General features: G+C 72.0%; 26 protein-coding genes. 15 read left to right on the top strand and 11 right to left on the bottom strand.

Annotated features, from left to right (window positions below; genetic code table 11):
- Positions 1-80: 80 nt before the first annotated feature.
- From IG99_RS04370 to IG99_RS04355, 4 genes are all read left to right on the top strand, one after another.
- A complete protein-coding gene (locus IG99_RS04370) occupies positions 81-1,274 on the top strand; it encodes an amidohydrolase family protein (RefSeq protein ID WP_037669962.1) in 1,194 nt (397 codons plus the stop codon).
- Positions 1,274-2,407, top strand: coding sequence for an acyl-CoA dehydrogenase (locus IG99_RS04365; RefSeq protein WP_037669960.1), 1,134 nt, complete (start codon positions 1,274-1,276; stop codon positions 2,405-2,407). Before IG99_RS04370 ends, IG99_RS04365 begins: the two co-directional genes overlap by 1 nt.
- A gap of 1 nt (position 2,408) precedes the next feature.
- Positions 2,409-3,302 (top strand): acyl-CoA dehydrogenase family protein, encoded by an 894-nt coding sequence (locus tag IG99_RS04360; RefSeq protein ID WP_037669959.1) that lies wholly within the window; start codon positions 2,409-2,411, stop codon positions 3,300-3,302.
- Between the two features lie 566 nt (positions 3,303-3,868).
- The gene (locus IG99_RS04355; protein ID WP_037669957.1) at positions 3,869-4,351 is read left to right on the top strand and encodes an ATP-binding protein; all 483 of its coding nucleotides are present in this window, start codon (positions 3,869-3,871) and stop codon (positions 4,349-4,351) included.
- A gap of 468 nt (positions 4,352-4,819) precedes the next feature.
- Here the strand turns inward: IG99_RS04355 and IG99_RS04350 are convergent, their stop codons facing one another.
- A complete protein-coding gene (locus tag IG99_RS04350) occupies positions 4,820-5,746 on the bottom strand; it encodes a cyclase family protein (RefSeq protein ID WP_037669955.1) in 927 nt (308 codons plus the stop codon).
- Between the two features lie 86 nt (positions 5,747-5,832).
- Between IG99_RS04350 and IG99_RS04345 the strand changes: the two genes are divergently transcribed.
- The 3 genes from IG99_RS04345 to IG99_RS04335 all read left to right on the top strand — a co-directional run bounded on the left by IG99_RS04345 (position 5,833) and on the right by IG99_RS04335 (position 9,042).
- A complete protein-coding gene (locus tag IG99_RS04345; protein ID WP_037669952.1) occupies positions 5,833-6,747 on the top strand; it encodes an SDR family NAD(P)-dependent oxidoreductase in 915 nt (304 codons plus the stop codon).
- Positions 6,748-6,844: 97 nt separating this feature from the next.
- Positions 6,845-7,993, top strand: coding sequence for an acyl-CoA dehydrogenase family protein (locus IG99_RS04340; protein ID WP_037669950.1), 1,149 nt, complete (start codon positions 6,845-6,847; stop codon positions 7,991-7,993).
- Positions 7,993-9,042, top strand: coding sequence for a Zn-dependent alcohol dehydrogenase (locus IG99_RS04335; RefSeq protein WP_037669948.1), 1,050 nt, complete (start codon positions 7,993-7,995; stop codon positions 9,040-9,042). Before IG99_RS04340 ends, IG99_RS04335 begins: the two co-directional genes overlap by 1 nt.
- On the opposite strand, the gene IG99_RS04330 is transcribed toward IG99_RS04335, so the two are convergent.
- On the bottom strand, positions 9,032-10,048 hold the full coding sequence (locus IG99_RS04330; protein WP_037669946.1) for a GlxA family transcriptional regulator: 1,017 nt from the start codon (positions 10,046-10,048) through the stop codon (positions 9,032-9,034). The two genes, IG99_RS04335 and IG99_RS04330, sit on opposite strands and share 11 nt — an antisense overlap.
- A 71-nt stretch (positions 10,049-10,119) precedes the next feature.
- On the opposite strand from IG99_RS04330, the gene IG99_RS04325 reads away from it, so the two are divergent.
- Together IG99_RS04325 and IG99_RS04320 are read left to right on the top strand one after the other, a co-directional pair.
- Positions 10,120-11,448 (top strand): MFS transporter, encoded by a 1,329-nt coding sequence (locus tag IG99_RS04325; protein WP_037669944.1) that lies wholly within the window; start codon positions 10,120-10,122, stop codon positions 11,446-11,448.
- Between the two features lie 136 nt (positions 11,449-11,584).
- Complete coding sequence (locus tag IG99_RS04320) at positions 11,585-12,040, top strand: nuclear transport factor 2 family protein (protein WP_037669942.1); 456 nt, start codon at positions 11,585-11,587, stop codon at positions 12,038-12,040.
- Here IG99_RS04320 and IG99_RS04315 read toward each other — a convergent pair.
- Positions 11,986-12,657 (bottom strand): hypothetical protein, encoded by a 672-nt coding sequence (locus IG99_RS04315; RefSeq protein WP_158973135.1) that lies wholly within the window; start codon positions 12,655-12,657, stop codon positions 11,986-11,988. The genes IG99_RS04320 and IG99_RS04315 overlap by 55 nt on opposite strands.
- Before the next feature lie 339 nt (positions 12,658-12,996).
- On the opposite strand from IG99_RS04315, the gene rox reads away from it, so the two are divergent.
- Entirely contained in the window at positions 12,997-14,424 is a 1,428-nt protein-coding gene (rox, locus tag IG99_RS04310; RefSeq protein ID WP_037669940.1) for a rifampin monooxygenase, read from the top strand.
- A gap of 75 nt (positions 14,425-14,499) precedes the next feature.
- On the opposite strand, the gene IG99_RS04305 is transcribed toward rox, so the two are convergent.
- The 4 genes from IG99_RS04305 to IG99_RS04290 form a co-directional block, all read right to left on the bottom strand.
- A complete protein-coding gene (locus tag IG99_RS04305) occupies positions 14,500-15,084 on the bottom strand; it encodes a flavin reductase family protein (RefSeq protein ID WP_037669938.1) in 585 nt (194 codons plus the stop codon).
- A 65-nt stretch (positions 15,085-15,149) separates the two neighbouring features.
- Positions 15,150-15,953, bottom strand: coding sequence for an enoyl-CoA hydratase/isomerase family protein (locus tag IG99_RS04300; RefSeq protein ID WP_037669937.1), 804 nt, complete (start codon positions 15,951-15,953; stop codon positions 15,150-15,152).
- Positions 15,944-18,169 (bottom strand): acetate--CoA ligase family protein, encoded by a 2,226-nt coding sequence (locus IG99_RS04295; RefSeq protein WP_037669936.1) that lies wholly within the window; start codon positions 18,167-18,169, stop codon positions 15,944-15,946. Before IG99_RS04295 ends, IG99_RS04300 begins: the two co-directional genes overlap by 10 nt.
- Positions 18,170-18,338: 169 nt before the next feature.
- A complete protein-coding gene (locus tag IG99_RS04290; RefSeq protein WP_037669935.1) occupies positions 18,339-19,562 on the bottom strand; it encodes a flavin-containing monooxygenase in 1,224 nt (407 codons plus the stop codon).
- Between the two features lie 268 nt (positions 19,563-19,830).
- Here IG99_RS04290 and IG99_RS04285 point away from each other — a divergent pair, with 268 nt between their 5' ends.
- From IG99_RS04285 to IG99_RS04275, 3 genes are all read left to right on the top strand, one after another.
- The gene (locus tag IG99_RS04285) at positions 19,831-20,280 is read left to right on the top strand and encodes a hypothetical protein (protein WP_037669933.1); all 450 of its coding nucleotides are present in this window, start codon (positions 19,831-19,833) and stop codon (positions 20,278-20,280) included.
- Position 20,281: 1 nt separating this feature from the next.
- Positions 20,282-20,689 (top strand): Zn-ribbon domain-containing OB-fold protein, encoded by a 408-nt coding sequence (locus tag IG99_RS04280; protein ID WP_037669931.1) that lies wholly within the window; start codon positions 20,282-20,284, stop codon positions 20,687-20,689.
- Positions 20,690-20,807: 118 nt separating this feature from the next.
- Positions 20,808-21,323 carry a hypothetical protein gene (locus tag IG99_RS04275; RefSeq protein ID WP_234311752.1) on the top strand — a complete coding sequence of 172 codons (516 nt, stop codon included), beginning with the start codon at positions 20,808-20,810 and terminating at the stop codon, positions 21,321-21,323.
- Between the two features lie 23 nt (positions 21,324-21,346).
- On the opposite strand, the gene IG99_RS50085 is transcribed toward IG99_RS04275, so the two are convergent.
- Positions 21,347-21,610 (bottom strand): hypothetical protein, encoded by a 264-nt coding sequence (locus tag IG99_RS50085; protein WP_234311751.1) that lies wholly within the window; start codon positions 21,608-21,610, stop codon positions 21,347-21,349.
- Positions 21,611-22,000: 390 nt separating this feature from the next.
- On the opposite strand from IG99_RS50085, the gene IG99_RS04265 reads away from it, so the two are divergent.
- The gene (locus tag IG99_RS04265; protein WP_037669926.1) at positions 22,001-22,603 is read left to right on the top strand and encodes a GNAT family N-acetyltransferase; all 603 of its coding nucleotides are present in this window, start codon (positions 22,001-22,003) and stop codon (positions 22,601-22,603) included.
- Positions 22,600-22,788 (top strand): hypothetical protein, encoded by a 189-nt coding sequence (locus IG99_RS48610; protein WP_158973133.1) that lies wholly within the window; start codon positions 22,600-22,602, stop codon positions 22,786-22,788. Before IG99_RS04265 ends, IG99_RS48610 begins: the two co-directional genes overlap by 4 nt.
- On the opposite strand, the gene IG99_RS04260 is transcribed toward IG99_RS48610, so the two are convergent.
- The 3 genes from IG99_RS04260 to IG99_RS04250 form a co-directional block, all read right to left on the bottom strand.
- A complete protein-coding gene (locus IG99_RS04260; RefSeq protein WP_037669924.1) occupies positions 22,736-23,401 on the bottom strand; it encodes a pyridoxine/pyridoxamine 5'-phosphate oxidase in 666 nt (221 codons plus the stop codon). The two genes, IG99_RS48610 and IG99_RS04260, sit on opposite strands and share 53 nt — an antisense overlap.
- A gap of 15 nt (positions 23,402-23,416) precedes the next feature.
- The gene (locus tag IG99_RS04255) at positions 23,417-24,400 is read right to left on the bottom strand and encodes an expansin EXLX1 family cellulose-binding protein (RefSeq protein ID WP_037669922.1); all 984 of its coding nucleotides are present in this window, start codon (positions 24,398-24,400) and stop codon (positions 23,417-23,419) included.
- Positions 24,401-24,541: 141 nt separating this feature from the next.
- Entirely contained in the window at positions 24,542-25,711 is a 1,170-nt protein-coding gene (locus tag IG99_RS04250) for a thiolase C-terminal domain-containing protein (RefSeq protein WP_037670232.1), read from the bottom strand.
- Positions 25,712-25,760: the final 49 nt, after the last annotated feature.

Raw genomic sequence — 25,760 nt, 5'->3', positions numbered from 1 at the left:
CGAAGCCTTGGCTGACGGATCGTCAGATGCGATGCTATCTGACACTCCATCAGATAAGTACCGTCCGGCGGAGGGGACCCATGACGGAACTGCCCCGCATCATCAGCGTCGACGACCACGTGATCGAGCCCGCGCACCTCTTCGAGACCTGGCTGCCGGCCAAGTACCGCGACCGCGGCCCCAAGCCCCTCACCGCCGGTATCGGCGAACTCGCCTATATCGGCGGCAAGTACCGGATCACCATGGACCCGGAAGGACCGCCCACCGACTGGTGGATCTACGAGGACCTCCAGTTCCCGTACAAGCGCAACATCGCCGCCGTCGGCTTCGACCGCGACGAGATGACCCTGGAGGGCATCACGCGCGCCGAGATGCGGCGCGGTTGCTGGGACCCCGTCGAGCGGCTGAAGGACATGGACCTCAACCACGTCGAGGCCAGCCTCTGCTTCCCGACCTTCCCGCGCTTCTGCGGGCAGACCTTCGCCGAGGCGCGGGACAAAGAGGTGGCGGTCGCGTGTGTGCGCGCCTACAACGACTGGATGGTGGAGGAGTGGTGCGGCGACAGCGGCGGCCGCCTCATCCCGCTGTGCCTGATCCCGCTGTGGGACATCGACCTCGCGGTCGCCGAGATCCACCGCAACGCCGCTCGCGGTGTGCGCGCGGTGACGTTCTCCGAGATCCCCACCCACCTCGGCCTGCCGTCCATCCACTCCGGCTACTGGGACCCGTTCTTCGCGGCGTGCCAGGACACCGGGACGGTCGTCAACATGCACATCGGCAGCAGCTCGCAGATGCCCGCCGCCTCCCCGGACGCCCCGCCCGCCGTCCAGGCCTCCCTCAGCTTCAACAACGCGATGGCCTCGATGATGGACTTCCTCTTCAGCGGGGTCCTGGTCAAGCATCCGCGGCTGAAACTCGCCTACTCCGAGGGCCAGATGGGCTGGATCCCGTACGCCCTGGAGCGCGCCGACGACGTCTGGGAGGAGCACCGGGCCTGGGGCGGGGTGCGCGACACGATCCCCGAGCCGCCGTCGACGTACTACTACCGGCAGATCTTCTGCTGCTTCTTCCGCGACAAGCACGGCATCGCCTCACTGGACGTCGTCGGCCGCGACAACGCCACCTTCGAGACCGACTACCCGCACGTCGACTCGACCTTCCCGCACACCAAGGAGGTCGCCCTCGACCATGTGAAGGGCCTCGACGACGAGACGGTCCACAAGCTGATGCGGGGCAACGCGATCCGCATGCTGGACCTGGACCTCGACAGGTGATGGACCTCTCCTGCACGCCCGAGGAGGAGGAGTTCCGAGCCCGGCTGCGGGAGTGGCTCGGCAAGGTGCTGCCGGCACTGCCGCCCAAGCCCTCCCCCGACGACTGGCCGGCACGCAGGGCCTACGACCTCGGCTGGCAGCGGATGCTGTACGACGCGGGGTACGCCGACGTGCACTGGGGCGAATCACCGAGCGTCCGTCTGATCTTCCTGGAGGAGACAGAGAAGGCCGGCGCGCCCTACGTGGGTGCCAACTTCGTCGGACTGCTGCACGCGGGGCCCACCATCGCCGCCGAGGGGAACCCCGGTCAACGGGCGCGCTGGCTGGCGCCGATCCTGCGCGGCGAGGAGGTCTGGTGCCAGGGCTTCAGCGAACCGGAGGCAGGGTCCGACCTCGCGGCGCTGCGCACGCGCGCGTGGCGCGACGGCGACCACTACGTGGTGAGCGGCGCCAAGATCTGGACCTCGCACGCGGAGGTCGCCGACTGGTGCGAACTGCTGGTGCGCACCGACCCGGAGGCGCCGAAGCACCGGGGCATCACCTGGCTGGCGATGCCCATGCACACGCCCGGCGTCACCGTGCGGCCGCTGCGCACCCTCGCCGGGTCGGCCGAGTTCGCGGAGGTGTTCCTCGACGAGGTGCGGGTGCCGGTCGCCAACCGGGTGGGCGAGGAGAACGACGGCTGGCGCGTGACGATGGTGACGCTGTCCTTCGAGCGCGGCACGGCGTTCGTCGGCGAGGTGGTGGCCTGCCGGCGCGTCCTCGGCGAACTCGCGCGGGAGGCACGCCGGAACGGCCGCTGGGACGATCCCGCGCTCAGACGCCGCCTGGGCAGACTGAACGCCGAGTTCCGAGCGCTGTGGCGGCTCACCCAGTGGAACGTGAGCGAGGCGGAGGCGTCGGGCGGGGTGCCCGGCGCCGGGGGGTCGGTCTTCAAACTGAGGTACTCGCACGCCCGGCAGGACCTCTACGACACGGCCGCCGCCGTCCTCGGCGACGCGGCCCTCGATCTCGACCGGCCCTGGGTGCTCGACCGGCTGTCCTCGCTGTCGTACACCATCGCGGCCGGCACCTCGCAGATCCAGCACAACATCGTGGCCGAACGGGTCCTGGGCCTGCCGAAGGGACGCTGACGTGCGGTTCCAGCTGAGTGAGGACCAGCGTGCCGTGCAGGCCGGGATGCGGGGGCTGCTGGCACGGCGCTTCGGCGCGGAGGCCCTGCGCGCCGCCGTGGAGAGCCCGGGGCTGGACCGTGCGTTGTGGCGGGAGCTGGGGGAGTCCGGCTTCTTCGCGCTGCGACTGCCCGAGGTGGACGGCGGGGCCGGAGTGGGCCTGCCCGAGACGGTGTTGGCCTTCGAGGAGGCCGGCCGGGCACTGCTGCCGGGTCCCCTGGTGGCCACCCACCTCGCGGCGGGACGGGTGCCGGGGGCGGCCGAGGGGGAGACCGTCGTGACGGCGGTCGACGGCGGGCTGGTGGAGTGGCTCGCGGAGGCGGACGTGGTGGACACGGCGCACGGGGACGCGGGGGACGCCTCCGGCGCCGTACCGCTGCGGTCGGTGGATCCGTTGACGCCGCTGCACCGGGTGGTCGGGGTCCGGACCGCCGCCGACCCCGTCGCCGTCCTGCTCACCGCCGCCGAACAGCTCGGCACGGCGTCGCGTGTGTGCGAGCTGGCGGTGCAACACGCCCGTACGCGGCAGCAGTTCGGGCGGCCGATCGGGGCCTTCCAGGCGGTCGCGCACCTGTGCGCCCAGCTCCTCGTCCGGGCCGAGACGGCCCGTGTGGCGGTCTACGCGGCCGCCGTCACCGCCGACCCGGCCGACATCGCCGCGGCCCGGCTGCTCGCCGACGAGGCCGCCGTACGCGGCGCCCGCGACTGCCTTCAGGTGCACGGAGGCATGGGCTTCACCTGGGAGTCGGAGGTGCACCTGCATATGAAGCGGGCATGGGTACGGACACGGCGTGCGGGAGAATGCACGGAGAGTGAGGAACTGCTCGCCGCGGACCTGTTGTCGGGAGTGGACTGATACGCCGCTGAGCTGCGGGTACGCGTGACGGGGCGTCATGATCCGCTCCGTTGTCACGGATTGTGGCAAAAAAAGACTACGGAGCGTCGATATCGGCTTGTGTCCGCGGCGTGACTCGTCACGGCCCGGAGTCGGCGTGCCCCTCGGGTACCTTGGGTGGGATGCGAGTGGTGCCGAGCGCGAGTCACGCCGGTGCGGCCCCTGGGGCGGCGCCGGATTCGACGGTGCGCGCCGCTGCTCGCTGGGCGGATGAGGCTTTGGCCTTCACCTGTTCGACTCCCCGCGGCGAGCGTCGCACAGTATGCCGCACGGGTACTCCTTCGCGCTGGAATATGCCCGAAGCGCTTGTTGACGTGACTGTACGTCAATCAAGCTGTCCCGTAAGGGATTCACGTTCCGTGACTCCGGCCGTGACTCCGGTACTGGCCGTTGTTCTGGTCATGCAAAAAATGGTTACGATCGTGGCCCTCGTCGTAGCCCTCGTCATGGCGCTCGTCGTGGCGCTCGCGTGCCGCGAGGTCATGTGTCCGCCGGTTCGGATGGTGTGAGCGGTGCAGGTGCTTCAAGTGCAGTTGGAGATCCGGCCCGACCCCGCTGAGGTGGGGCGCGCACGGAGATGGGCCCGGTCGCGGCTCGCCGTGTCCGGTATAGAGGCCGACGAGCCACTCGCCGAGACCCTGGTCCTGCTGGTCTCGGAGCTGGTCACCAACGCCGTGGTGCACACCGGCCGTCCGGCCGTGCTGCGGCTCTCCCTGCCGGGGTCGGCCGCCGCCGACGAGTCGGCCACGGTGCGCCTGGAGGTGGCCGACGGAAGCGGCCGTGCCCCGGTGCCGCGGTGCGCGGACGACGACGCCACCGGCGGACGCGGCCTGGCCCTCGTCGACGGCCTCGCCGACCGCTGGGGCTGGGTCCGCGAGGGCGCCGGCAAGCGCATCTGGTGCGAACTCGACCGCTGTACGAAGCCCCGGCAGGCCGTGGCCGGCTGCGGGGTCGCCGGTGTGCCGGCGTACGAGGACCTGGCGTACGAGGTGATCTGCACGGGGGCCTGACCGCGTGCGCGGGGCTTGAGGGCGTGGGGGCTTGGGGGTGCTCTCGGCGGTCGGTGAGGCGGGCGCACGGGCTGTGAGGGGGCCGTCGGTGTCGTCGGCTCGGTGCACGGTCGCAGAAAGCGCTGTCGTGACATGTCCGCGAGGCATCCGTGCGCCTGGATGTGCTTCTGTGCGCGCCCACGACAAACGGGGGCAAAAACAACTGGGGTGTTGACGCCACGTGTCCGTTTGATCACGCTTGTGGTTCAGCGATTCGCCGCGAGGGGACGGCGAGGGCCTCGGTGACGGAAGCCCTCGTCGAGTGCGGGTCGTTGGTTCGGCGTCGGCTCCCTCAGGGCCAAGGGGGGTCGATGGGGGCTCCCCCCGCCCGAGCGGAGTCGGGTGGGGGAGGGAACGCCGGAGCCGGATGGCGGCGTGCGGTGCCGTGCTCGGGGCGGGCACGCGCGCCGCCAGCCGGGAAACAGTGGGTCAGAGGATCGCGACCGGTGCCACCGGAGTGCCGGTCGCGCCGACGAACGGCTCGGGCATCGCCGCCAGCAGGAAGGCGTACCGCTTCTCTTCTCCACAGGCTGTGGACAACTCTTCGAGATTCCAGTTCTGCCCCTGGGGCATCCCCATCTCCACCAGATCGAGCGCGTGGACGGGCAGCCACAGATCGTCGATCTCGGGCGGAAAGATCTCGAATGTCAACGTGTCGTTGGCGACCGCCGCGGCATCGCGCGCGCGGAACCACTCCGGTGTACGGATCGACAGCCCCGGCGACGGATAGGCGTACGCCTCCCGGTTCCCGGCGAGGTAGACCTGGACCTGCCCGGTCCGTACGAGCGCGATGTCGCCGGCCCTCACCCGCGTACCGGCGAGTTCCTCGGCGGCGTCCAGATCCTCCGGGGTGACGGCGTGCCCGCCGGGCAGCCGGTCGACGCCCCGCGCCCGGGCCACGTCGAGGAGGACCCCTCGCGAGACGATGTGCCGTGCCGTGTCGATGCCGCTGAACTCGGCGCCCCCGTGCGGGGTGATGGTGCCGGCCGGGCGGCCGTTGTAGAGCCGGCCCGAGTGCGAGACATGGGTGAGCGCGTCCCAGTGCGTGCCCGCCTGGAGCCCCATGGTCACCGCGTCGTCGCTGCACGCCACCGTCCCGGGACCGAAGATCTCCTGGTTGATCTGCACCATGACGTGCAGGGGGTTGACCCGCCCCGGGATCACCCCCGTCTGTACGCCGTCCTGCTTCAGGGGCAGCGCGAGGGGCACGCGGCGCCCGGCGCGAACGGTCTCCGCGGCCCGGCGCACCACCTCGTCGGTGATCAGGTTGAGGGTGCCGATCTCGTCGTCGGCGCCCCAACGCCCCCAGTTGTTCACGCGCTTGGCGATGTCGTGGAACTCGGCCGGCAGTGACATCCGGTGCCTCCCCGGGGCTTGTCCTGTCCCGACTGGCGGGACATAAAATCTAACGGACCGTCAGAAACCGCGGGAAGGGGCCGGGCGTGGGGAACTTCTTGGCAGGCAAGGTCGTCGCCGTGACGGGCGCGGGACGGGGCATCGGTCGGGCGGTCGCGCTCGCGGCGGCGGCGGAGGGGGCACGGGTCGTCGTCAACGACTACGGGGTGTCCGTGGACGGCGCCTCACCCAGCAGCGAGGTCGCCGAGTCCGTCGTCAAGGAGATCGAGGCGGCGGGCGGGGAGGCGGTCGCGGTCGCCGACGACGTCTCCACGATGGCCGGCGGCCGGCGGGTCGTGGACGTCGCGCTGTCCGCGTACGGGCGGCTCGACGGGGTCGTGTGCGTGGCCGGGATCCTGCGTGAGCGGATGCTGTTCAACATGTCCGAGGAGGAGTGGGACCCCGTGGTCGCCACCCACCTCAAGGGCACCTTCACCGTGTTCCGGGCGGCCGCGGCGGTGATGCGGAAGCAGCGCGCGGGAACGTTGATCGGGTTCACCAGCGGCAACCACCAGGGCTCGGTGTCCCAGGCCAACTACAGCGCGGCCAAGGGCGGGATCATCTCGCTGGTGCGGAGTGCCGCGCTGGGCCTGCACAAGTACGGGGTGACCGCGAACGCGGTGGCGCCGGTGGCGCGGACGCGGATGTCGGCGGGGGTGCCGATGGAGTTGGCGGAGATCGGGGAGCCGGAGGATGTCGCCGCGCTGGTGGTGTACCTGCTGTCCGACCGGGCTCGGGAGCAGGGCATCACCGGGCAGGTGTACACGGCGGCGGGGGCGAAGATCGCGGTGTGGGCGCAGCCGAGGGAACTGCGTTCGGCTTACGCGGAGGGGGGTTCCTGGACGCCGGAGCGGATCGCCGAGGTGTTGCCGGGGGCGGTGGGGGTGGATCCGATGCCGATGCTGGCGCAGCTGGCCGGGATGGAGAGGGCGGCGCGGGAAGGGGCGCGGCCCAACGGGTGAATTCTGAAGGCTGGCGGGTGCGGGTTGTCTGTGGCTGGGCGCGCAGTTCCCCGCGCCCCTGAGTTGGCTGCACTTGCCCCGATTCAAGGAGCTGGACGTGGACTTCGGGTTCTCCGGGCAGGATGAGTTGTTCCGTATGGAGGCGCGTGCCTGGCTCGATGCGCATGTCGATGGGGAGCGGGACCGTCGTAGCTGGGAACGGGCTCTTGGCTCGGCCGGGTGGATCGGGCTCGGGTGGGGTGAAGGTGGGTACGGCAATCGGACCGCGTCTCTCACGCAACAAGTCGCCTGGGCAGAGGAGTACGCGCGGTCGGGGGCGCCGGCGCGGTCTGGGCACATCGGGGAGAATCTGCTCGCCCCGACTCTCATCGCGCACGGCACCGACGAGCAGAAGGCCCGTTTCCTGCCTCCCGTCGCCGCCGGGGAAGAGCTGTGGTGTCAGGGGTACAGCGAACCCGGAGCCGGGTCCGATCTCGCCGGGGTTCGTACGAAGGCCGAACTCGACCCGGACGGGCGGACGTACCGCGTCACCGGGCAGAAGATCTGGACGTCTCTCGCCCACGAGGCCGACTGGTGCTTCGTGCTCGCCCGTACCGACCCCGAGTCGGCGCGGCACCACGGGCTGAGTTTTCTGCTGGTGCCGATGGATCAGCCGGGGCGGATCGAGGTGCGGCCCATCCGGCAGATGACCGGCACCAGTGAGTTCAACGAAGTGTTCTTCGACGGGGCGCGGGCGGAGCATGTCGTCGGGGGTGAGGGGCACGGCTGGCGGGTCGCGATGAGTCTGCTCGGGTTCGAACGCGGGGTGTCCACGCTCGCCCAGCAGATCGGGTTCGCGGCGGAGTTGGGGCGGGTGGTGCGCACGGCCGTGGAGACGGGGGCGGCGGACGATCCCGTCGTACGGGAGCTGCTGGTGCGGCAGTGGGCCGAGTTGCGCGTCATGCGGTGGAACGCGATGCGGACGCTGGGGAGTTCGGGCGAGGCCGGTGCGCCGAGCGTGGCGAAGCTGTTGTGGGCCGGGTGGCATCAGCGGCTCGGGGAGCTGGCGGTGCGGGTGCGCGGGGCGGCGGCGGGCGTGGGACCGGTGGACTGGTCGCCGTCGGCGCCGTACGAACTCGACGCCGCGCAGCACCTGTTCCTGTTCTCCCGGGCCGACACGATCTACGGCGGCTCGGACCAGATCCAGCGCACGATCATCGCCGAGCGCGTGCTCGGCCTGCCCAGGGAACCCAAGGGAGCCGCGTGATGCGAGGCGTGATCTATGACGGGAAGCGGATCGAGGTCGCCGACGATCTGGAGGTGCGGGAACCGGGGCCCGGTGAGGTGCGGGTGGCGATCTCCGCGGCCGGGCTGTGCCACAGCGACCTGTCGGTGGTGGACGGGACGATCCCCTTCCCCGTGCCCGTGGTGCTCGGGCACGAGGGTGCGGGCGTGGTGGAGACCGTCGGCGCGGGCGTCTCGCACGTGGCGCCCGGGGACCACGTCTCGCTGTCCACGCTCGCCAGCTGCGGCACCTGCGCGGAGTGCGGCCGGGGGCGTCCTACGATGTGCCGGCGGGCCATCGGGCGACCGGAGCGGCCGTTCTCGCGCGGCGGGCGGCCGGTGTACCAGTTCGCGGCCAACTCCGCCTTCGCGGAACGCACGGTGGTCAAGGCCGTCCAGGCGGTGCGCGTCCCGGACGACATCCCGATGCCGTCCGCCGCGCTCATCGGGTGCGGGGTGCTGACCGGCGTCGGCGCCGTGCTCAACCGCGCGCGGGTGGACCGCGGGGACAGTGTGCTGGTGATCGGTACCGGCGGGATCGGCCTCAATGTCATCCAGGGGGCGCGGATCGCGGGGGCGTCGCGGATCGTGGCCGTGGACGCCAATCCGGCGAAGGAGGCGGTGGCCAGGCAGTTCGGCGCGACGGACTTCCTGACGTCGACGCAGGGGGTGCGGGAGCTGCTGCCCACGGGTGCCGACCACGCCTTCGAGTGCGTCGGCCGCGTCGAGCTGATCCGGCAGGCGATCGACCTGCTCGACCGGCGCGGACAGGCGATCCTCCTCGGGGTGCCCGCCTCGACCGCCGAGGCGTCCTTCCTCGTCTCCTCCCTCTACCTCGACAAGTCCATCCTGGGCTGCCGCTACGGCTCCTCCCGCCCCCAGCACGACATCGCCCTGTACGCGGAGCTGTACCGGCAGGGCCGGCTGCTGCTGGACGAGCTGGTCACAGCGACCTACCCGGTGGAGGACTTCGAGAAGGCGGCGGCGGACGCGGAGGCGGGGCGGGTGGCGCGGGCGGTGCTCACGTTCTGACGCCGGTGCCGTTCCCGCTCGCCCTGAACGTCCTGCGGTACGCGGTCGGGGTGACTCCGAGGGCCGCCTGGAGGTGCTGGCGCATCGACTGGGCCGTGCCGAAGCCGGCGTCATGGGCCACCTGGTCGACGGACAGCTCCGTGGACTCCAGCAGGTGCCTGGCCCGTTCGACGCGCTGCTGGGTGAGCCACTGGCCGGGGCTGACACCGGTCTCCTCGCGGAAGCGGCGCGTGAAGGTACGTACCGACATGGACTCCTGGGCGGCCATGTCCCGCAGCTGGATCGGCTCCTGCAGCCGCCCCAGCGCCCAGGCGCGCGCCCCGGTCGTGGTGGCCTGCTGCGGGTCCGGGACGGGCCGCTGGATGTACTGTGCCTGGCCGCCGTCGCGGTGCGGCGGTACGACCGTACGGCGGGCCGCCTCGTTGGCGACGGCCGTGCCGTGGTCGCGGCGCACGAGGTGCAGGCACAGGTCGATCCCGGCCGCGACACCCGCCGAGGTGAGGACGTCGCCGCCGTCGATGAACAGCACGTCCGGGTCGACCTCGATCCGCGGGAAGAGGCGCTGCAGGCGCTCGGCGTCGATCCAGTGCGTGGTGGCGGTGCGGCCGTCGAGGTAGCCGGCGGCGGCGAGGACGTAGACGCCGGTGCAGATGGAGGCGAGGCGGGTGCCGGGCCGGATGAGGGCGAGCGCGGCGGCCAGCTCGTCGGTGAGGACACCCTCCTCGTAGACGGGACCGAGTTCGTACGACGCCGGGACGATCACCGTGTCGGCGGTGGCCAGGGCCTCGGGGCCGTGGGCGACGTGGATGGCGAAGTCGGCGTCGGTCTCGACCGGGCCGGGCGGCCGGATCGAGCAGGTGACGACCTCGTACAGATTCCGGCCACCGGCGTCCCTGGAGAGGCCGAAGATGCGGTGCGGGATGCCCAGTTCGAAGGGGAGCAGCCCGTCGAGGGCGAGAACGACGACACGGTGGGGGCGGAAGGCGGGGGAGGGCGTACGGGCCATGGCCCGATCCTAGCGAATATCGTCTCTCGGGCCACTCGTTCGCTCGGGTCGCAGGCCGGATGCTCGGTGATGTGACTGAGACGACCGAAGCCGCCGCCCCCGTGGCCGCCGAAGCACCCGAAGCCGCCGCCAAGGACTCCCGCGGACGCTCGCGTATCCACCGCGCCTGGTTCGTCGCCGCCGTCACCTTCGTGACGATCATCGGCGCGGCCGCCTTCCGCTCCCTGCCCGGGCTGCTCATCGACCCCCTGCACGACGACTTCGGCTGGTCACGCGGCACGATCAGCGCGGCTGTCTCCGTCAACCTCGCCCTGTACGGCCTGACCGCGCCCTTCGCGGCCGCGCTGATGGACCGCTTCGGCATCCGCCGGGTCGTCGCCGTCGCCCTCACCGTGATCTCGATCGGCTCGGGGCTGACGGTGTGGATGACGTCGGCCTGGCAACTGATGCTGTGCTGGGGGCTGTTGGTCGGGCTCGGTTCGGGCTCCATGGCGCTGGCCTTCGCCGCGACCGTCACCAACCGCTGGTTCACCGAGCGGCGGGGCCTGGTCAGCGGCATCCTGACCGCCGCGTCCGCCTCGGGTCAATTGATCTTCCTGCCGCTGCTGTCCTGGCTGGTCGAGGCGCACCGCTGGCGCCCGGCCGCGGTCACGGTGGCCCTCGCGGCCCTCGCGGTCGTCCCCTTCGTCTGGCTGCTGCTGCGGGACCACCCGGCGGACGTGGGCCTGAAACCGTACGGCGCACGGGACTTCGTGCCCAAGCCCGCACCCGTGCCGGGGGCCGCTCGGCGCGCGGTCAAGGTCCTGCTCTCCGCGATGCGCACCGGCCCGTTCTGGCTGCTCGCCGGCACCTTCGCGATCTGCGGCGCGTCCACCAACGGACTGATCCAGACCCACTTCGTGCCCGCCGCCCACGACCACGGCATGCCCGTCACGGCGGCGGCCTCACTGCTCGCGGTCATCGGCGTGTTCGACGTCGTCGGCACGATCGCCTCCGGCTGGTTCACCGACCGCTTCGAGTCACGCCGGCTGCTGGCGGTCTACTACGCCCTGCGCGGCGTCTCCCTTCTGTTCCTCCCCATGCTGCTGGCGTCCTCGGTCCACCCCCCGATGATCTTCTTCATCGTCTTCTACGGCCTCGACTGGGTCGCCACCGTCCCGCCCACCCTCGCCCTGTGCCGCGAGCACTACGGCGAAGACAGCGCCATCGTCTTCGGCTGGGTCCTCGCCTCCCACCAGCTCGGCGCCGCCCTCGTCGCCTACCTCGGCGGCGTCTCCCGCGACGTCTTCGGCTCGTACGACATGGTCTGGTACGCCTCGGGCGCCCTGTGCGCGGCGGCGGCGCTGATGGCGCTGGTGATCCGGCGAAGGGCGACGAGCCCGGTGCCGGCGGTTGCCTGAGGACCGCGCGGTGCGCTGCCACCGCGGGTCACTCATGACCCGCCGGGTAATCGACCGCTCTCCCCACCCTCGGCAGGATCGGACACACCGACGGGAACCTCCGCCGGTATCAGGCCGCAACCACGAGGAGAGCGCCATGCCCGTCAAGTCCACCGCCGCCACCACGGCCGGTTCCGTCGCCGACGCCACCCGGGCCGTCGTGCGGGAGTTCCTCGCGGCCCGGCTGGCCTGTGACACCGAGCGGCTCGCCGCGCTCTTCGCCGACGAGGTCGACTGGCTGCTCGCCGAGAACCCCGCCGTCCCGTGGATCCGCCCCCGGTCCAGCGCCGCCGACTGCGCCGCCCAGGGCGCGGAGCTCATGGAGCACACCGTGCCCGAGGACGCGCGCGCCCGCGTCGACACCTTCCTCGTCGACGGCACCGACGCCGTCCTGATGGGGCACCTGTCGGGGACCGTGCGGGCGACGGGAAAGTCCTTCGAAGGCCCGTTCGCGCTGCGTCTCACCGTCGAGGACGGCCGGATCACCCGGCACCACCTCTACGAGAACAGCCTGTCGCTCGCCGAGGCCTGCGCCCCGTGCGTGCGGGTGTGAGCTTCGGGCACCGCGGCTCCGGCAACTGCCGCATCGCGCCCCAGGGGAGACAGTGCCGCGGCGAAGAGGAGCCCGCCGAGAGGCATCAGATCCAGACTGGCGGCCATGGTCGCCGTACCGAGCACCACCAGCGCGGGACGCCAGACGCGGATGCGGCGCTGTACGGCGAGTTGGATCACCAACCACAGCAGGCCGACGTAGAACAGCATCGGGCCGACCGTGTACACCGCGGGCATCACGCCCGGGTGGCTCTGGACGTCCTCGAAGAGTCGCTCCATCCCTGCCCGGTCGCCCGCCCGGAAGCCGACGACGAGATCGATGACGCCCTGGGCGGTGACTGCCACCACCCCCACCAGCCCGAGTAACGTCGCCACGCGGGCGCTCGCCCGTGCCGCGCCGGTCGTCGGCTCCGCCAGCCGGAGCAGGCCCAGGAAGACCGCGCCGAAGAGCAACACCCCGGAGACCAGAGCGACATGACCGCTGGTCCAGGCGAGCCCCGGGCCGTGGTCCGGGTCGGAGAGACGGATGGATCCGTAGGCGAGCATGCACAGAGGGGCGGCGATGAAAGCGGTCCGCGTCAGTGCGGTCCGGTGGAGTCCCCGAGGTCGATTCGTCATGTGTCGATCTTGTCCGCCGGCACCCGTACCCGAGATCAGGCATCACCCCGAGAAGACCCTCGCTCACCCCTGACGAGCCCTCGGGGTGCCACGCGGCAGATGGCTACCGGGTAGGGGCGACATGTCCGGCGCGCTCGCCGGTGACGGGAGGTTCCGGCCGGCAGGCGCTCTCGACCAAGAGAAAGGCAAGGGGGGAACTCCCACTCCTTGCCACTATCAACCTATAGCGCACCGGGGGGCTTGCGGCAAGACCCCGGGGCTGATGGAGAATCTCCGGCCTGGGCCTGAACCTGGCGAAAATCAGGGGTTGGCGAAGTTCATGGGCATATGGGGGATTCGATGTTCGACGTGATCATCGCCGGTGGCGGACCGACCGGCCTGATGCTGGCCGCCGAGTTGCGGCTGCACGGGGTGCACGTGCTGGTGCTGGAGAAGGAGGCGGAACCGACCAAGGTGGTCCGCGCGCTCGGACTGCACGTGCGCAGCATCGAGGTGATGGACCAGCGTGGCCTGCTGGAGGAATTCCTCGCGCTCGGCAAGCAGTACAGGGTCGGCGGTTTCATCGCCGGCATCGAGGCGCCCTGGCCCGACCGGATGGACACCGCGCACGGCTACGTCCTCGGCATTCCGCAGCCCGTCACCGACCGTCTGCTGAGCGAGCACGCCATCGGGCTCGGCGCCGAGATCCGACGCGGCTGCGAGCTGGTCGGGCTGAGCCAGGACGACGACGGGGTGACCGCCGAACTGGCGGACGGCACCCGGCTGCGCTCGCGCTACCTCGTCGGCAGCGACGGCGGCCGCAGCACCGTGCGCAAACTGCTCGGCGTCGGCTTCCCGGGTGAGCCCAGCCGGGTCGAGACGCTGCTCGGGGAGATGGAGATCGGCGTGGAGCAGGAGACGCTGACCGCCGTGATGACCGAAGTCCGCAAGACACAGAAGAGGTTCGGCTTCGGGCCTCTCGGGGAGGGGGTGTACCGCGCGGTCGTGCCCGCCGAGGGAGTGGCCGCGGACCGCACGGTCCCGCCCACGTTCGAGGAGTTCAAGAAGCAGCTGCGGGCCGTCGCGGGAACCGACTTCGGCGTGCACTCGCCGCGCTGGCTGTCCCGCTTCGGCGACGCCACCCGCCAGGCCGAGCGCTATCGCGTCGGCCGGGTGCTGCTGGCCGGCGACGCCGCGCACGTCCATCCGCCGACCGGCGGGCAGGGCCTCAACCTCGGCATCCAGGACGCGTTCAACCTCGGCTGGAAACTGGCCGCCGAGGTCGCCGGCTGGGCGCCCGAGGGACTGCTGGACAGCTACGAGGCCGAGCGGCATCCGGTCGCCGCCGCCGTGCTGGACCAGGCCCGGGCGCAGTCGCATCTGATGTCCACCGAGCCGGGGCCCCAGGCGGTGCGCCGACTGGTGGCCGAGCTGATGGACTTCGACGAGGTCAACCGCTACCTGATCGAGAAGCTCACCGCCATCAGCGTCCGCTACGACTTCGGCGAGGGCCACGAACTGCTGGGCCGGCGGCTGCGGGACGTGGAGCTGAAGAAGGGTCGCCTCTACGCGCTGACGCACGGCGGCCGCGGACTGCTGCTCGACCAGACCGGCCGGCTCTCGGTGGCGGGCTGGGCGGACCGGGTCGACCACGTCGTCGACGTCAGCGAGGAACTCGACGTCCCCGCGGTGCTGCTGCGACCCGACGGTCACGTGGTCTGGGTCGGCGAGGACCAGCAGGATCTGGAGGGCCCGCTGCGGAAGTGGTTCGGCACTCCCACCGACTGAGCGGCGCCACCGGCTGGGCGGCGCCACCGGCTGGGCGGCGCCACCGACTGAGCGGCGCCGTCGGCCGGGCAACGCCTAGGCGAACCGCCCCCGGTGGAACACCAGCGGCGCCCCGTCTCCCTCCTCCGCCCCCAGCGCGTTCACCCGGCCCACGACGATCAGGTGGTCGCCGCCGGTGTGGACCGCGTGGATCGTGCAGTCGATCCAGGCGAGCGCGCCGGCGAGGCGGGGGGAGCCGGTGACGGGGGCGGGGGTGTGGGGCACGCCGGCGAACTTGTCCGCGCCGCTCACCGCGAAGGCACGGCACAGGCCGCCCTGGTCCGCGCTCAGCACGTTCACGCAGAAGACGCCCGCGCGGGCGATGCGCGGCCAGGTCGTCGACGTACGGCCCACCATGAACGTGACCAGGGGTGGGTCGAGGGAGAGGGAGGTGAAGGACTGGCAGGCGAATCCGGCGGGGCCGGATTCGCCCTCGGCGGCCGGGGCGGTGACGATCGTGACACCGGTCGCGAAGGTGCCCAGTACGCGCCGGAAGTCGCCCTGGTCGACCGGCGCCCGTTCGTCCTCGCGGACGCACCGCAGCTCGGGGCGCGGCAGCGCCTCGACCGGTCCGGCCCTGAGATAGCGGACGGCGGCCTCCGCCATGCCTGCGTGTCCCATCACGCCTCCCATTGAAACTGACGGTACGTCAGATGGGAAGGGTCGCGCGGGTCCGCCTTCCGTGCTCAGCGGCCCCGGAACTCCGCCGTCCGGCGTTCCACGAAGCTCGCCACGCCCTCCCGCGCGTCCGCCGTCGTCATGTTGATCTCCTGCGCGGCGGCCTCGGCGGCGAATGCGGTGGGCCGGTCGGTGTCCAGGGAGGCGTTGACCAGCTGTTTGGTGAGGGCGAGGGCGCGGGTGGGGCCGGAGGCGAGGCGTTCGGCCCAGGCGCGGGCCGTCTTGTGCAGGTCCGCGTCCGGGACCACCCGGTTGACCAGGCCCAGGCGTTCCGCGTCCGCCGCCGTGAGCGCGTCGCCGAAGAACATCAGCTCCTTGGCGCGCTGCGGACCGATCAGTCGGGGCAGGAGGTAGGCGCCGCCCGCGTCGGGAACCAGGCCCCGACGCACGAACACCTCGATGAAGCGGGCCGATTGGGCGGCCAGCACCAGGTCGCAGGCGAGCGCGAGATGCGCGCCGAGACCGGCCGCCGTGCCGTTCACGGCGGCGACGACCGGCTTCTCGCAGTCCAGGACCGCGGCGACCAGGCGTTGGGCGCCCAGCCGCAGGGTGCGGGACACGTCTCCGGCGACGCGCTCCCCGCTCGCCGCCCCGCCCCGCAGGTCCGCGCCCGCGCAGAAGCCGCGGCCCGTCCCGGTGAGGACCACCGCCCGTACATCCGGGTCGGCGGAGGCCTCGCCGAGGAGGTCGATCAGCCGGTCGCGCTGGTCGGGGGTGAGGGCGTTGAGGGTGTCGGGGCGGTTGAGGGTGAGGTGGGTGACGTGACGGTCGGTCGTGGTCCGGACCGACGGCTCGGACGGGCTCACCGGCACACCGCCAACGCGTCCAGCGCCACCGCCCCCTGCCCCCGGGGCAGCACCATCAGCGGGTTGATGTCCAGCTCCGCCAGCTCGTCCCCCAGCTCCAACGCCATCCGCTGGACGCGTAGGACGACCTCCACCAGCGCGTCCAGATCGGCCGGCGGCCGGCCCCGGACCCCGTCCAGGAGGGCCCGGCCGCGCAGTTCGTCCACCATGGCGCCGGCCTGGTCCTCACCGAAGGGCGGCACGCGCACGGCGGTGTCGCGCAGCACCTCGACGAGGACTCCGCCGAGACCGACGGTCATGGTCGGCCCGAAGAGGTCGTCGTGGGTGACACCGACGACCATCTCGACACCTTGCTCGACCATCTGGCACACCAGGACACCGTCCAGCGCGACGCCCTCGTAGCGGGCGATGTCGGTCAGCTCGCGGTAGGCGTCGCGGACCTGGGACGCCGAGGTCAGACCGATCTTCACCAGGCCCAGCTCGGTCTTGTGGGCGATCTGCGCGCCGGACGCCTTCATCACCACCGGGTAGCCCACCAGGCCGGCCGCCCGTACGGACGCCGCCGCGCTGGTCACCAACTGCTCGCGCGGGACCCGGATGCCGTACGCCCGCAGCAGCTGTTTCGCCGCGTGCTCGCTGAGCTGCTGGCCCGGCCGCATCAGCATCCGTGCCTTGCGGAAGGACGGGGACGGGGTGCGCGGGGCCTCGTCGAAGGGGGAGCGGTAGCCGCGTACGAAACGGTGGTGGTCGAGGTGGGCGCGTACGGCGGTGAGACAGTTCGCGACGGTCCGGAAGGTGGCCACGCGTGAGGAGCCCAGCAGCACCTCGCGGTACGCCGGCTCGGTGCCGACCGGGGAGCCCCACACCACGCACACCAGCTTGTCCGTGTGCTCGGCCGCCTCCACCAGGTCCCGCACCAGCCGGTCGCTGAGCGGCGGGAACGGGCCGGTGATGGGACAGATGAGCACACCCACCTCGGGGTCGTCGAGGATCGCGTCGATGATCTTCCGGCCGCGCCAGTCGCCGACCGGATGGCCGCCGTTGTCGACGGGGTTGGCCACGTTCAGGTACTCGGGTATCCACTGGTGCAGCTCGGCCTGTCGGGCCTCCGACAGCACCGGCAGCCGCAGGCCCGCCTCGGTCGCCAGGTCGGCGACGTGCGCACCCGTGCCGCCCGAGATCGAGTACACGACGACCCCGTCCGCGCGCGGCGGCCGGGCCCGCGCCAACAGGGCCGCGGTGTCCTGGAGTTCGTCGAGACCGTCGACGCGGATCACCCCGTACTGCCGCATCGCCGCGTCCACCACCGCGTCCGCGCCGGTCAGCTTGCCGGTGTGGGAGGCGGCCGTACGGGAGCCGGTCTCGGTGCGGCCCACCTTGACCGCGACCACCGGCACCCCGCGCCGGGCGGCCCGGTCGGCGGCCAGCAGGAAGGAACGGCCGTCCTTGAGGCCCTCGACGTAGCAGGCGATGGCGCCCACCTCGGGCTGCTCGGCGAAGTACGAGATGAAGTCGGAGGTCTCCAGGTCGGCCTCGTTGCCGGTCGGCGCCCAGTGGGAGAGGCGGACGCCGAGTTCCTGGAGGGCGAACACGGGTCGGCCCTGGTGTCCGGACTGGGTGATCAGGGCGATCGCGGGGCCGTCCAGGTCGTCCCGGAACCGTTCGAAGGCGTTGAGGTTGGTGTTGGGCCCGAGCATCCGCAGCCCCGCCCGCCGCACCGCGTCGGCCAGCCGGTCCTGCGCGGCCGCGCCCTGCGCCCCCGTCTCCGCGAACCCGGAGGCGAAGGCGACCGCGAACCTCACCTTCGCCTCGCCGAGTCGGCCGATCACCGAGAGGGGGTCGGCGACCAGCAGTACGGCGAGGTCGACCTGCTCGGGCAGGTCGGCGACGGAGGAGAAGCAGGGCACGCCGAAGACGGACTCCCGGGTCGGATGCACCGGGTACACCCGCGCCCCGACCCGCTCGGCCCAGGTGAGCAGCTGTCTTGTGATCCCGGTGTTGGGACGCCCCTCGGTGTCCGAGGCGCCGACCACGGCGACGGACTCGGGGCGGAAGAAGCGGTCCAGATCGGGGACGTCGGCGTACAGCGGACGGCCGCTGACGTCGAAGTCGTCCACGTCGGCGGGGCGGCCGTGGACGGCGGGCGCGGGTGGCTCGCCGCACGCGATGGCCCGGGCCCGGCGGGAGTCGGTGGTGAGTGTGCCGTGGGTTGATCCAAGCATGGGTCCGCCCGCTCTTGTGACGACGGCAATGACTCAATAACTGACGCTCTGTCAGGTTACTGAACTGACGGGTCGTCAGGAATGGTCGTGCACGCAAAGAACGGCGGACGGGCCGTGGCGCAGAGGGGGCGGCGCGGTCGGTCCAGGATCCCCGACACCGGGCGCCGGGTCAGCGCGGGATTCCGGACACCTTTCCCGCCCCCTCTCGTGCGATCGCCTTGGCGATCTTCTCCGCGTCCAGGGCCAGCTCGCGGAACATGCCGCTGATCGGGTTGGTGAAGCCGGTGAAGTACAGGCCGGGGGCGTTGCGTGGGGCGCGGGCGCCGTGGACGACCGGTTTGCCGCGGGGGCCGAGAACGTCCAGGTGGCCGACGAGACCCTCCAGGGCGCGGACGTAACCGGTGGCCACGACGACCGCGTCCGGGGAGACACGGGTGCCGTCGGCGAGGACCACCTTGCCGTCGTCGAAGCCGTCGACCGCCGCCACGATCTCGACCTTCCCCTTGCGCACGGCGTCGATGAGGCCGACGTCCTGTACGGGAATGGCGCCTTCGTTGACCCTGCTGTACAGGCCGGTGTCGGGGCGGGGCAGCCCGTGCGCGGACAGGTCCGGCACACTCAGCTTCGCCAGCGGCTTGGCGCACCGGTCGACGAGGGCGACCGGCAGACGCCGGACCAGGACGCCCGTGTACTGGGACGCCCAGCCCGCCGTGGAACGGCGCAGCAGGTGCGGAGCGGTGCGGACGGCGAGGCGCACCCGGGAGGCGCCGCCCTCCACCAGGTCGACGGCGATCTCGGCGCCGGTGTTGCCGATGCCGACGACGAGGACGTCACGGCCGGCGTAGGGCTTGGCGTTGCGGTAGTCGCGGGCGTGCAGCAGCTCGCCGGAGTAGGAGTCCCGGCCCGGCCAGTCCGGGATGCGCGGCGTGTGGTTGTAGCCGGTGGCGATCACCACCGCGGCGCCGGTCAGTTCACGGCCGCCGGTGGCGTGCAGCAGCCAGCCCGTACCGTCCGCGGAGCGCTCCACGCGGGACACCTCGACGCCGGTGACGATCTCCAGCTCGTGGTGCTCGGCGTACTTCTCCAGGTACCGCACCACGTTGTCCCGCGACACCCACCGCCCGAACCGCCGCGGCATCGGCAGCCCCGGCAGGGCCGACAGCCGCCGGGTGGTGTGCAGGTGCAGCCGGTCGTAGTGGCCCCGCCAGGACGCCCCGACGCGGTCCGACTTCTCCAGGACGACGGCACGCAGGCCCCGGGCGCGCAGCGCGTACGCGGCGGCGAGACCGCCGGGGCCGCCGCCGATGACGTAGACGGGGCGGTCGGCGGGGTGCGGGGTCGTGGACCCGGTCGGTGACCCGGTGGGGGGCGGGGGCGGGGTGGAGTCGGCCATGAGCGCGAGCGTAATCAGATGGCGTGTTGATGGGTCTCGGTCAAGACCGGAATTGGTTGCGGATTGATCACGGGTGTGGGAGGGATGGGTGGGACCGGTAGCGCGGGGAGTCCGGTCGTGATGGTTCGGAGGCGGCTGAAGCGGAGGTGTGCCGCGACGCCGGGGCGCGTGGACCGGCGTCGCGCGATGCACAGCTTCAAGGGGTGGTGCGTCACGGGGGCGCCTGGGGCGCTTCCCCCACCGACCGATCTGACGTACCGTCAGATTCATGGACGCGATCTGGCTCAACGGGGCGGACTGGCTGGCCGTGTTGCGGGTCGGGCTCGGGCTGTGGTGGCTGGAGAGCTGGCGCCACAAGGACAAGAAGGGCTGGTTCGAGCGCGGGACCGGTATCGCGTGGGCGGCGGACGTCGCGGCCAAGCACCGCTGGAGCGCCGTACGGTCCGGCTTCGACGTCGTGGTGGCACCGCGTCCGCGAACGATGGCGTACGTCGTCGTGTACGCCGAACTGGCACTGGGTCTGGGTCTCGTCGCGGGATTCCTGACGCCCGTCGCCCTGGTCGGCGGGCTGGTGCTGAACCTCCTCTACTTCACCCTCATGATCCACGACTGGGCCGAGCAGGGGCAGAACGCGATGATGGCGCTGACCTCGGTGGTGGCGCTGTTCGGGATGTCCTGGCAGACGTGGTCGGTGGACAGCGCGCTGGGGTGGTTCTGAGGTGGCCGGCGCCCTCCGCCACGACCTCCCCGAACCCGACGCCTTCACGCGCGCCTACTGGGACGCGGCCGCAGAGGGGCGGCTGCTGCTGCGGCGCTGCGGGGCGTGCGGGCGGGCGCATCACTACCCCCGGGAGTTCTGCCCGCACTGCTGGAGCGAGGACGTCACCTGGCAGCCCGCCACCGGCCGCGCGACCCTCTACACCTGGTCCGTCGTCCACCGCAACGACCTGCCGCCCTTCGGGGAGCGCACCCCGTACGTCGCCGCCGTGGTCGACCTCGCCGAGGGGCCGCGGATGACGACGGAGGTGGTGGGGTGCGAGGCGGGGGAGCTGCGGGCGGGGCTGGAGCTGGAGGTGACGTTCCGGGAGGGCGTACCGGTGTTCAGGAGGTCGGCTCCGGGCGCGTGAGGAGTCGAGCCGGTCCCGGTCGGAAAAATTCACCGGCAGTGCCGAAGCGCCCCGCCTATCGTGTTCGGCTGCCGTCCACACCAGGACGGCCCGACGGGAGGGGCATGGATTGCCGGACGTGTACCACTTCATGCAGGACGCCGAGCTGAACAAGGCGTTCGACGTGTGGTCGGGCTACTTGGAGGCCCGCACCGGCGAGGATCCCGAGATCCGTGCCCGACTGCGCTCCCTGCTGGAGTCGGCCCGCGAGGCCGCCGCCGAGGGGGACGCCGCCTCGGCACGCGCCTGGGTGGCGGACCTCTACGACGAAGCCTGCGCGGCCGGCCTGCCGTGGGCTCCCCCGCGCCTGCGCCCCTGCGAGGCCGACCGGCAGACGCGCGACTACGTCAAGGACGAACTGCGGCGGGCGCTTCCCGTGCATCTGCGCGAGGAACTGGACAGCATCGCGATCTACCTGAGCGTCACGGCCCGTCGCCTCCGGACTGCCCCCGGCCTCGATGCCGCCGCCCGCCAGGACGTCCTCTACGTCACCGCCCGCGCGGGAATGGCCCTCGACCTCGCCCACCCGACCGCGGCCCGACGCGAACTCGAACGCCTGAAGGCACTCGCCCGACGCTGGGGTGTGGAGCCCTGAGAGAGCTGTCCGAGAACGTGTCGTCAGGACAGCACGGCGAGGAGCCCGATCTCCGGTGCCGGCGCTCCGGGCTGCCCGAGGGCGCGGAAGTCGGCCTCGACCGCCGCCAGGTCCAGGGCACCGGCGCGTACGGCGTGATACCGGACGACCGACCACAGGAAGACGGCGAGGTTGTCGAACTGAGTGTGGGCCTCGATGACCTCCTCCTCGTGGAACCACAGCGCCACCCTGCCGTTGGTGAGCACGACGTAGTAGTCGCCGCCGCCGTCGGCGCCGATGGACCACACGTCGTAGTCGGAGAGCTCCGTCTCGTAGTCGGAGTCGAGGTTCGGCAGTCGTTGGCCGCGAAGTCGAAGCCGTACGACCAGTCGTGCATGTCGAGGAACTCCGGCATGGTTCCCGACCGGACCCGGCGGTCGAAGGCGGCCGACGCGGTCGCGGCGTCGCGCGGGAGCCTGGCGAGGAACGGTTCGACCGGGCGGGTCGACGCCGGGATCCCGGCCTTCGGCTCGTCGGGGAACCAGCGCGCCAGGTCGGCGTCCAGACCCCGATCCAGGTATCCGGCCACTTGATCAACGGTGAGAGGCATGCGGGGAGGCCGGCCAAGGACCACGGCGTGCTTGCGCAGCCCCCGTAATCGAGCTGTACCGCGCCCCGCCCCCGGCTTGAATGATCCGATGGCATACTCCAGCGAGCAGTCCCTCACCCATCCCTTCCCCGAACTCCACGGTCACGGCCTTCGGCTGCGTCACTGGGACGCGGACTCCGAGAGCCAGGCGGAGATCTGGCTGCGCGGGCTGTCCGACCCGGAGTTCCTGCGCTGGAACACCCCCATGACTCCGGTCACGGACCTCGACGGCGCCCGTCTGTCCCTGCGGAGGAAGGCGGAACAGGCGGCGGACGGCACCAGCGCGTCGTTCCGCGTCACGGACGCGGCGGACGGTACGACGCTGGGGCATGTCGGCGTCAACATGATCGACCCCGCTTTCCGCGTGGCCCGCGTCGGCTACTGGATCCTGCCCGAGGCCCGGGGCCGGGGCATCGCCACCCGCGCCCTCGTCCTCGCCGCCCGCTGGGCCCTCACCGACCTCGGGCTGTACCGCCTGGAACTCGGCCACGCCCTGGGCCACGACGCCTCCTGTCACATCGCCGAGCGTTGCGGCTTCCCGTACGAGGGCACGCTCCGGGGCGCGATGTACGAGGCCGGCCGCAGGGGCGCCTTCCGCGACGTCCACCTCCACGCCCGCCTGGCAACGGACCCGGAGGTGGAGCTGCCGTGACCGCCACACCTCAGTGGCGCCTCATCCGGGACCTCGACGCCCGCCTCTCCCACGGCGGCCGCACCCTCTGGGAGACCCCGGACGGCATCCCCGTCTCCATGGCGGGCGCCCTCCCCGAGGTCGTCCTCTTCGTCAGGGCCAGAGCAGCACCTTGGCCCAGCCGGCCCCGTCCCGCCGGTAGCTGAGCCGTACGTGCCGCCGCCGCTCGTCCCCCTGGAAGAACTCCACCTCGTCCGGGTGGAGGTGGTACAGCGTCCAGGTGGGGGACTCGGCGGTCGGATCCTCCTGGGCCGCTTCCCAGGCGGACTGTGAAACGCGGGCCAACTCCTCCAGGGAGCCGAGCACTTCGCTCTGGCGGCCGGTCAGCGCGGCGGCCAGCGCTCCCGTCGAGCGGGCGTGCAGGTCGGCCTGCGCCTCCCGCGCCGGGGCTGCGGAGACCGGGCCGCGCACGCGGATCTGGCGGCCATGGACGGGCCAGTAGAAGGTGAGGGAGGCGTAGGGGCGGGCGGCGAGCTGGTGGCCCTTGCGGCTGGTGGCGTGGGTCGCGAAGGACCAGCCGTCGGCGTCGGCGCCGTGCAGCATCACGATGCGGGCGTCCGGCAGCCCCTCCTCGTCCGCGGTCGCCAGCGTCATCGTGTGCGGCTCGCGCTCACCGGCCGCCACCGCCTCGGCGAACCACGCCGTGAAGAGGGGCAGGGGTTCGCCGGGCGCCGCCTCCGGGGCGAACACCGGAAGCTCGGTCACCTCCGGGTCCCACACCCGAAGCGACCTGAGCAGCTCATGAAGATCCGTAGCCATGCTCCGAGTATCGGGTCAGTGCCGGGCGAACTGGACCCGCGTCGCCTGCACGACGTTCGCGCGCACCGCGAGACCCTCGACGGTCAGCCGCTCCCCGTAGATGTCGGTGAGCCGGATCGCGCTGCCGCACCCGGCGCCCTGCTCGGAGAGGAAGTAGTTGTAGCCGGTGCGCGGCAGCGCCTTCCAGCCGCCGCTCGTACGGACCTCCAGGCGGGCCAGCGGGTTGCGGTGGCCGATGGCCTGGATGCCGCACCAGTACTGGGTGGAGCCGGTCTTGTAGCGGATCGAGATGGTGTCGGAGGTGGCGGGGCTCAACAGGCTCCACGTGATCGCGATCCGGCCGGTCGACAGGGGTGCCAGCTTGGCGAACGCCTGCTGGCTGAGGTCCAGCTGGCCCGGCTGGCAGGGGGCGGGGCACTCGTTGGTGATCCGGACGGTGATCGACTTGCCGCCGGACGCGCGGACGAGGACGTACGCACCGCACGCCCGGGACGTCTCGTAGTCGGTGACGTTCATCGCGGCGTTCATGACGTCGGAGGTCGGCCCGTAGGAGCAGGCGCCGTCGCCGTTGCTGTCGTAGGCGGTGGCCACCCCTTGATAGGTGGCTCCGGGGCGGATCCGGCCGGACGACGGCGCGGCGGCGGTGACCGGCTTCCTGGGTGCCGGCTCGGCGGCGGCGCGCGCGGACGCGGGCGTGGTGCTGGGCTTGGCCGACTTGGTGGGGGCCTTGGTGCTCGCCTTCGGGGTCGGGGACGCCGTGGACGGCGAGGGGGACGCCGACTCGGCCGTCGGCGTGGGCTGCGTGTCCTTCCCGGCGCCGGCGACGGACGCGGCCCTGTCCTGGCCGGCCTCGCTTCGGCCGCCGTGACCGCCGTCGGGGCGGAGGGCGATCACCAGGGACACGACGAGTGCTACGGCCGCCACGGCGACCACGGTGAGCAGGGGCACGCGGACCGGGCGCCGGGCGGGACGGGCGCGGCGGTGCGAGGGGGATGTCACGGACGAATCCTTACGCGGTTCGGCGGAGCACGTCCTGCGGACGGCGGAGCTTGCGACACCTCAGTGGTCGCCGAAGCCGGAAAGGTTGCCGCGTTCTTCCGTTTGGTTCTTCCGTTTTTCCGCCGCACCCGGAACAGTCGGTCATTCCCGGCCCAGTACCACCGTTCCGGACGAGCAGAACCAGCCGCCGGTGCCGGAGGCCACCCCCAGGCGCGGCAACGCGCCGTCCGCGCGCCGCACCTGTCGGTCACCCGCCTCGCCCCGCAACTGCCGTACCGCCTCCACCAGCAGGAACAGGCCCCGCATGCCCGGGTGCTGGGCCGAAAGCCCACCCCCGTCCGTGTTGACCGGCAGGGCTCCCGACAGGGTCAGCCGCCCCTTCTCCACGAACGCCCCGCCCTCGCCCTTCGCGCAGAAGCCGAGGTCCTCCAGGGTCACCAGGGTCATGTAGGTGAACGCGTCGTAGAGCTCGGCGAAGTCCATCTCCTGCGGCCGCACGCCCGCCCGCGCGAACGCCAGCCGCCCGCTCACCGCCGCCGGGGAGACCGTGAAGTCCTCCCACTCCGACAGGCTCGCGTGCGAGACGTGCTCGCCGCTGCCGAGGACCCACACGGGGGCGGTGCGGCAGTCCCGCACGTACTCCTCGGCGGCCAGCAGCACCGCCGCGCCGCCGTCGGAGCGCAGGCAGCAGTGGAGCTTGGTGAAGGGGTCGGCGATCATCGGGCCGGACAGGACGTCGTCGACGGTGATCGGGTCGCGGTACATCGCCCCGGGGTTCAGGGCCGCGTTCGCCCGGGCCTGGACGGCCACCTCGGCCAGCTGCTCGATCGTCGTGCCGTACTCGATCATGTGACGGCGGGCGGCCATCGCGTACTTGGCGATCAGGGTGTGGCCGTAGGGGACCTCGAACTGGAGGGGGCCGCGCGCGCCGAAGGAGAGGTCGCCGGTGCGGCGGCCGGCCCGGATGTCGGCGCGGGCCGTCGAGCCGTAGACCAGCAGGACGGCGTTGGCGTGGCCCGCGGCGATCGCGTCCGCCGCGTGGGCGGCCATGACTTCCCAGGTGGAGCCGCCGACCGAGGTGGAGTCCACCCAGGTGGGGCGCAGGCCCAGGTACTCGGCGACCTCCACCGGTGCGAGGACGCCCAGGCCGGCCGAGGCGAAGCCGTCGATCCGCGTGCGGTCGAGGCCCGCGTCCGCCAGGGCCCGGCGGGCCGCCTGCGCGTGCAGGGCGTAGGGCGTCGCGTCGTCGACACGGCCGCAGTCCGAGAGGGCGACGCCGACCACGGCCACCTTGCGGTTCCCAGGAGCCACCATGAATCTGACGGTATATCAGGTCCGGCGGTCCCGACAGCCTTCCCGC

Origin of the sequence: Streptomyces griseus subsp. griseus (assembly GCF_000720255.1) — a bacterium.
In the GTDB taxonomy this organism is placed as follows: domain Bacteria; phylum Actinomycetota; class Actinomycetes; order Streptomycetales; family Streptomycetaceae; genus Streptomyces; species Streptomyces griseus_I.
This window is presented reverse-complemented; position numbering and strand designations above follow the sequence as displayed.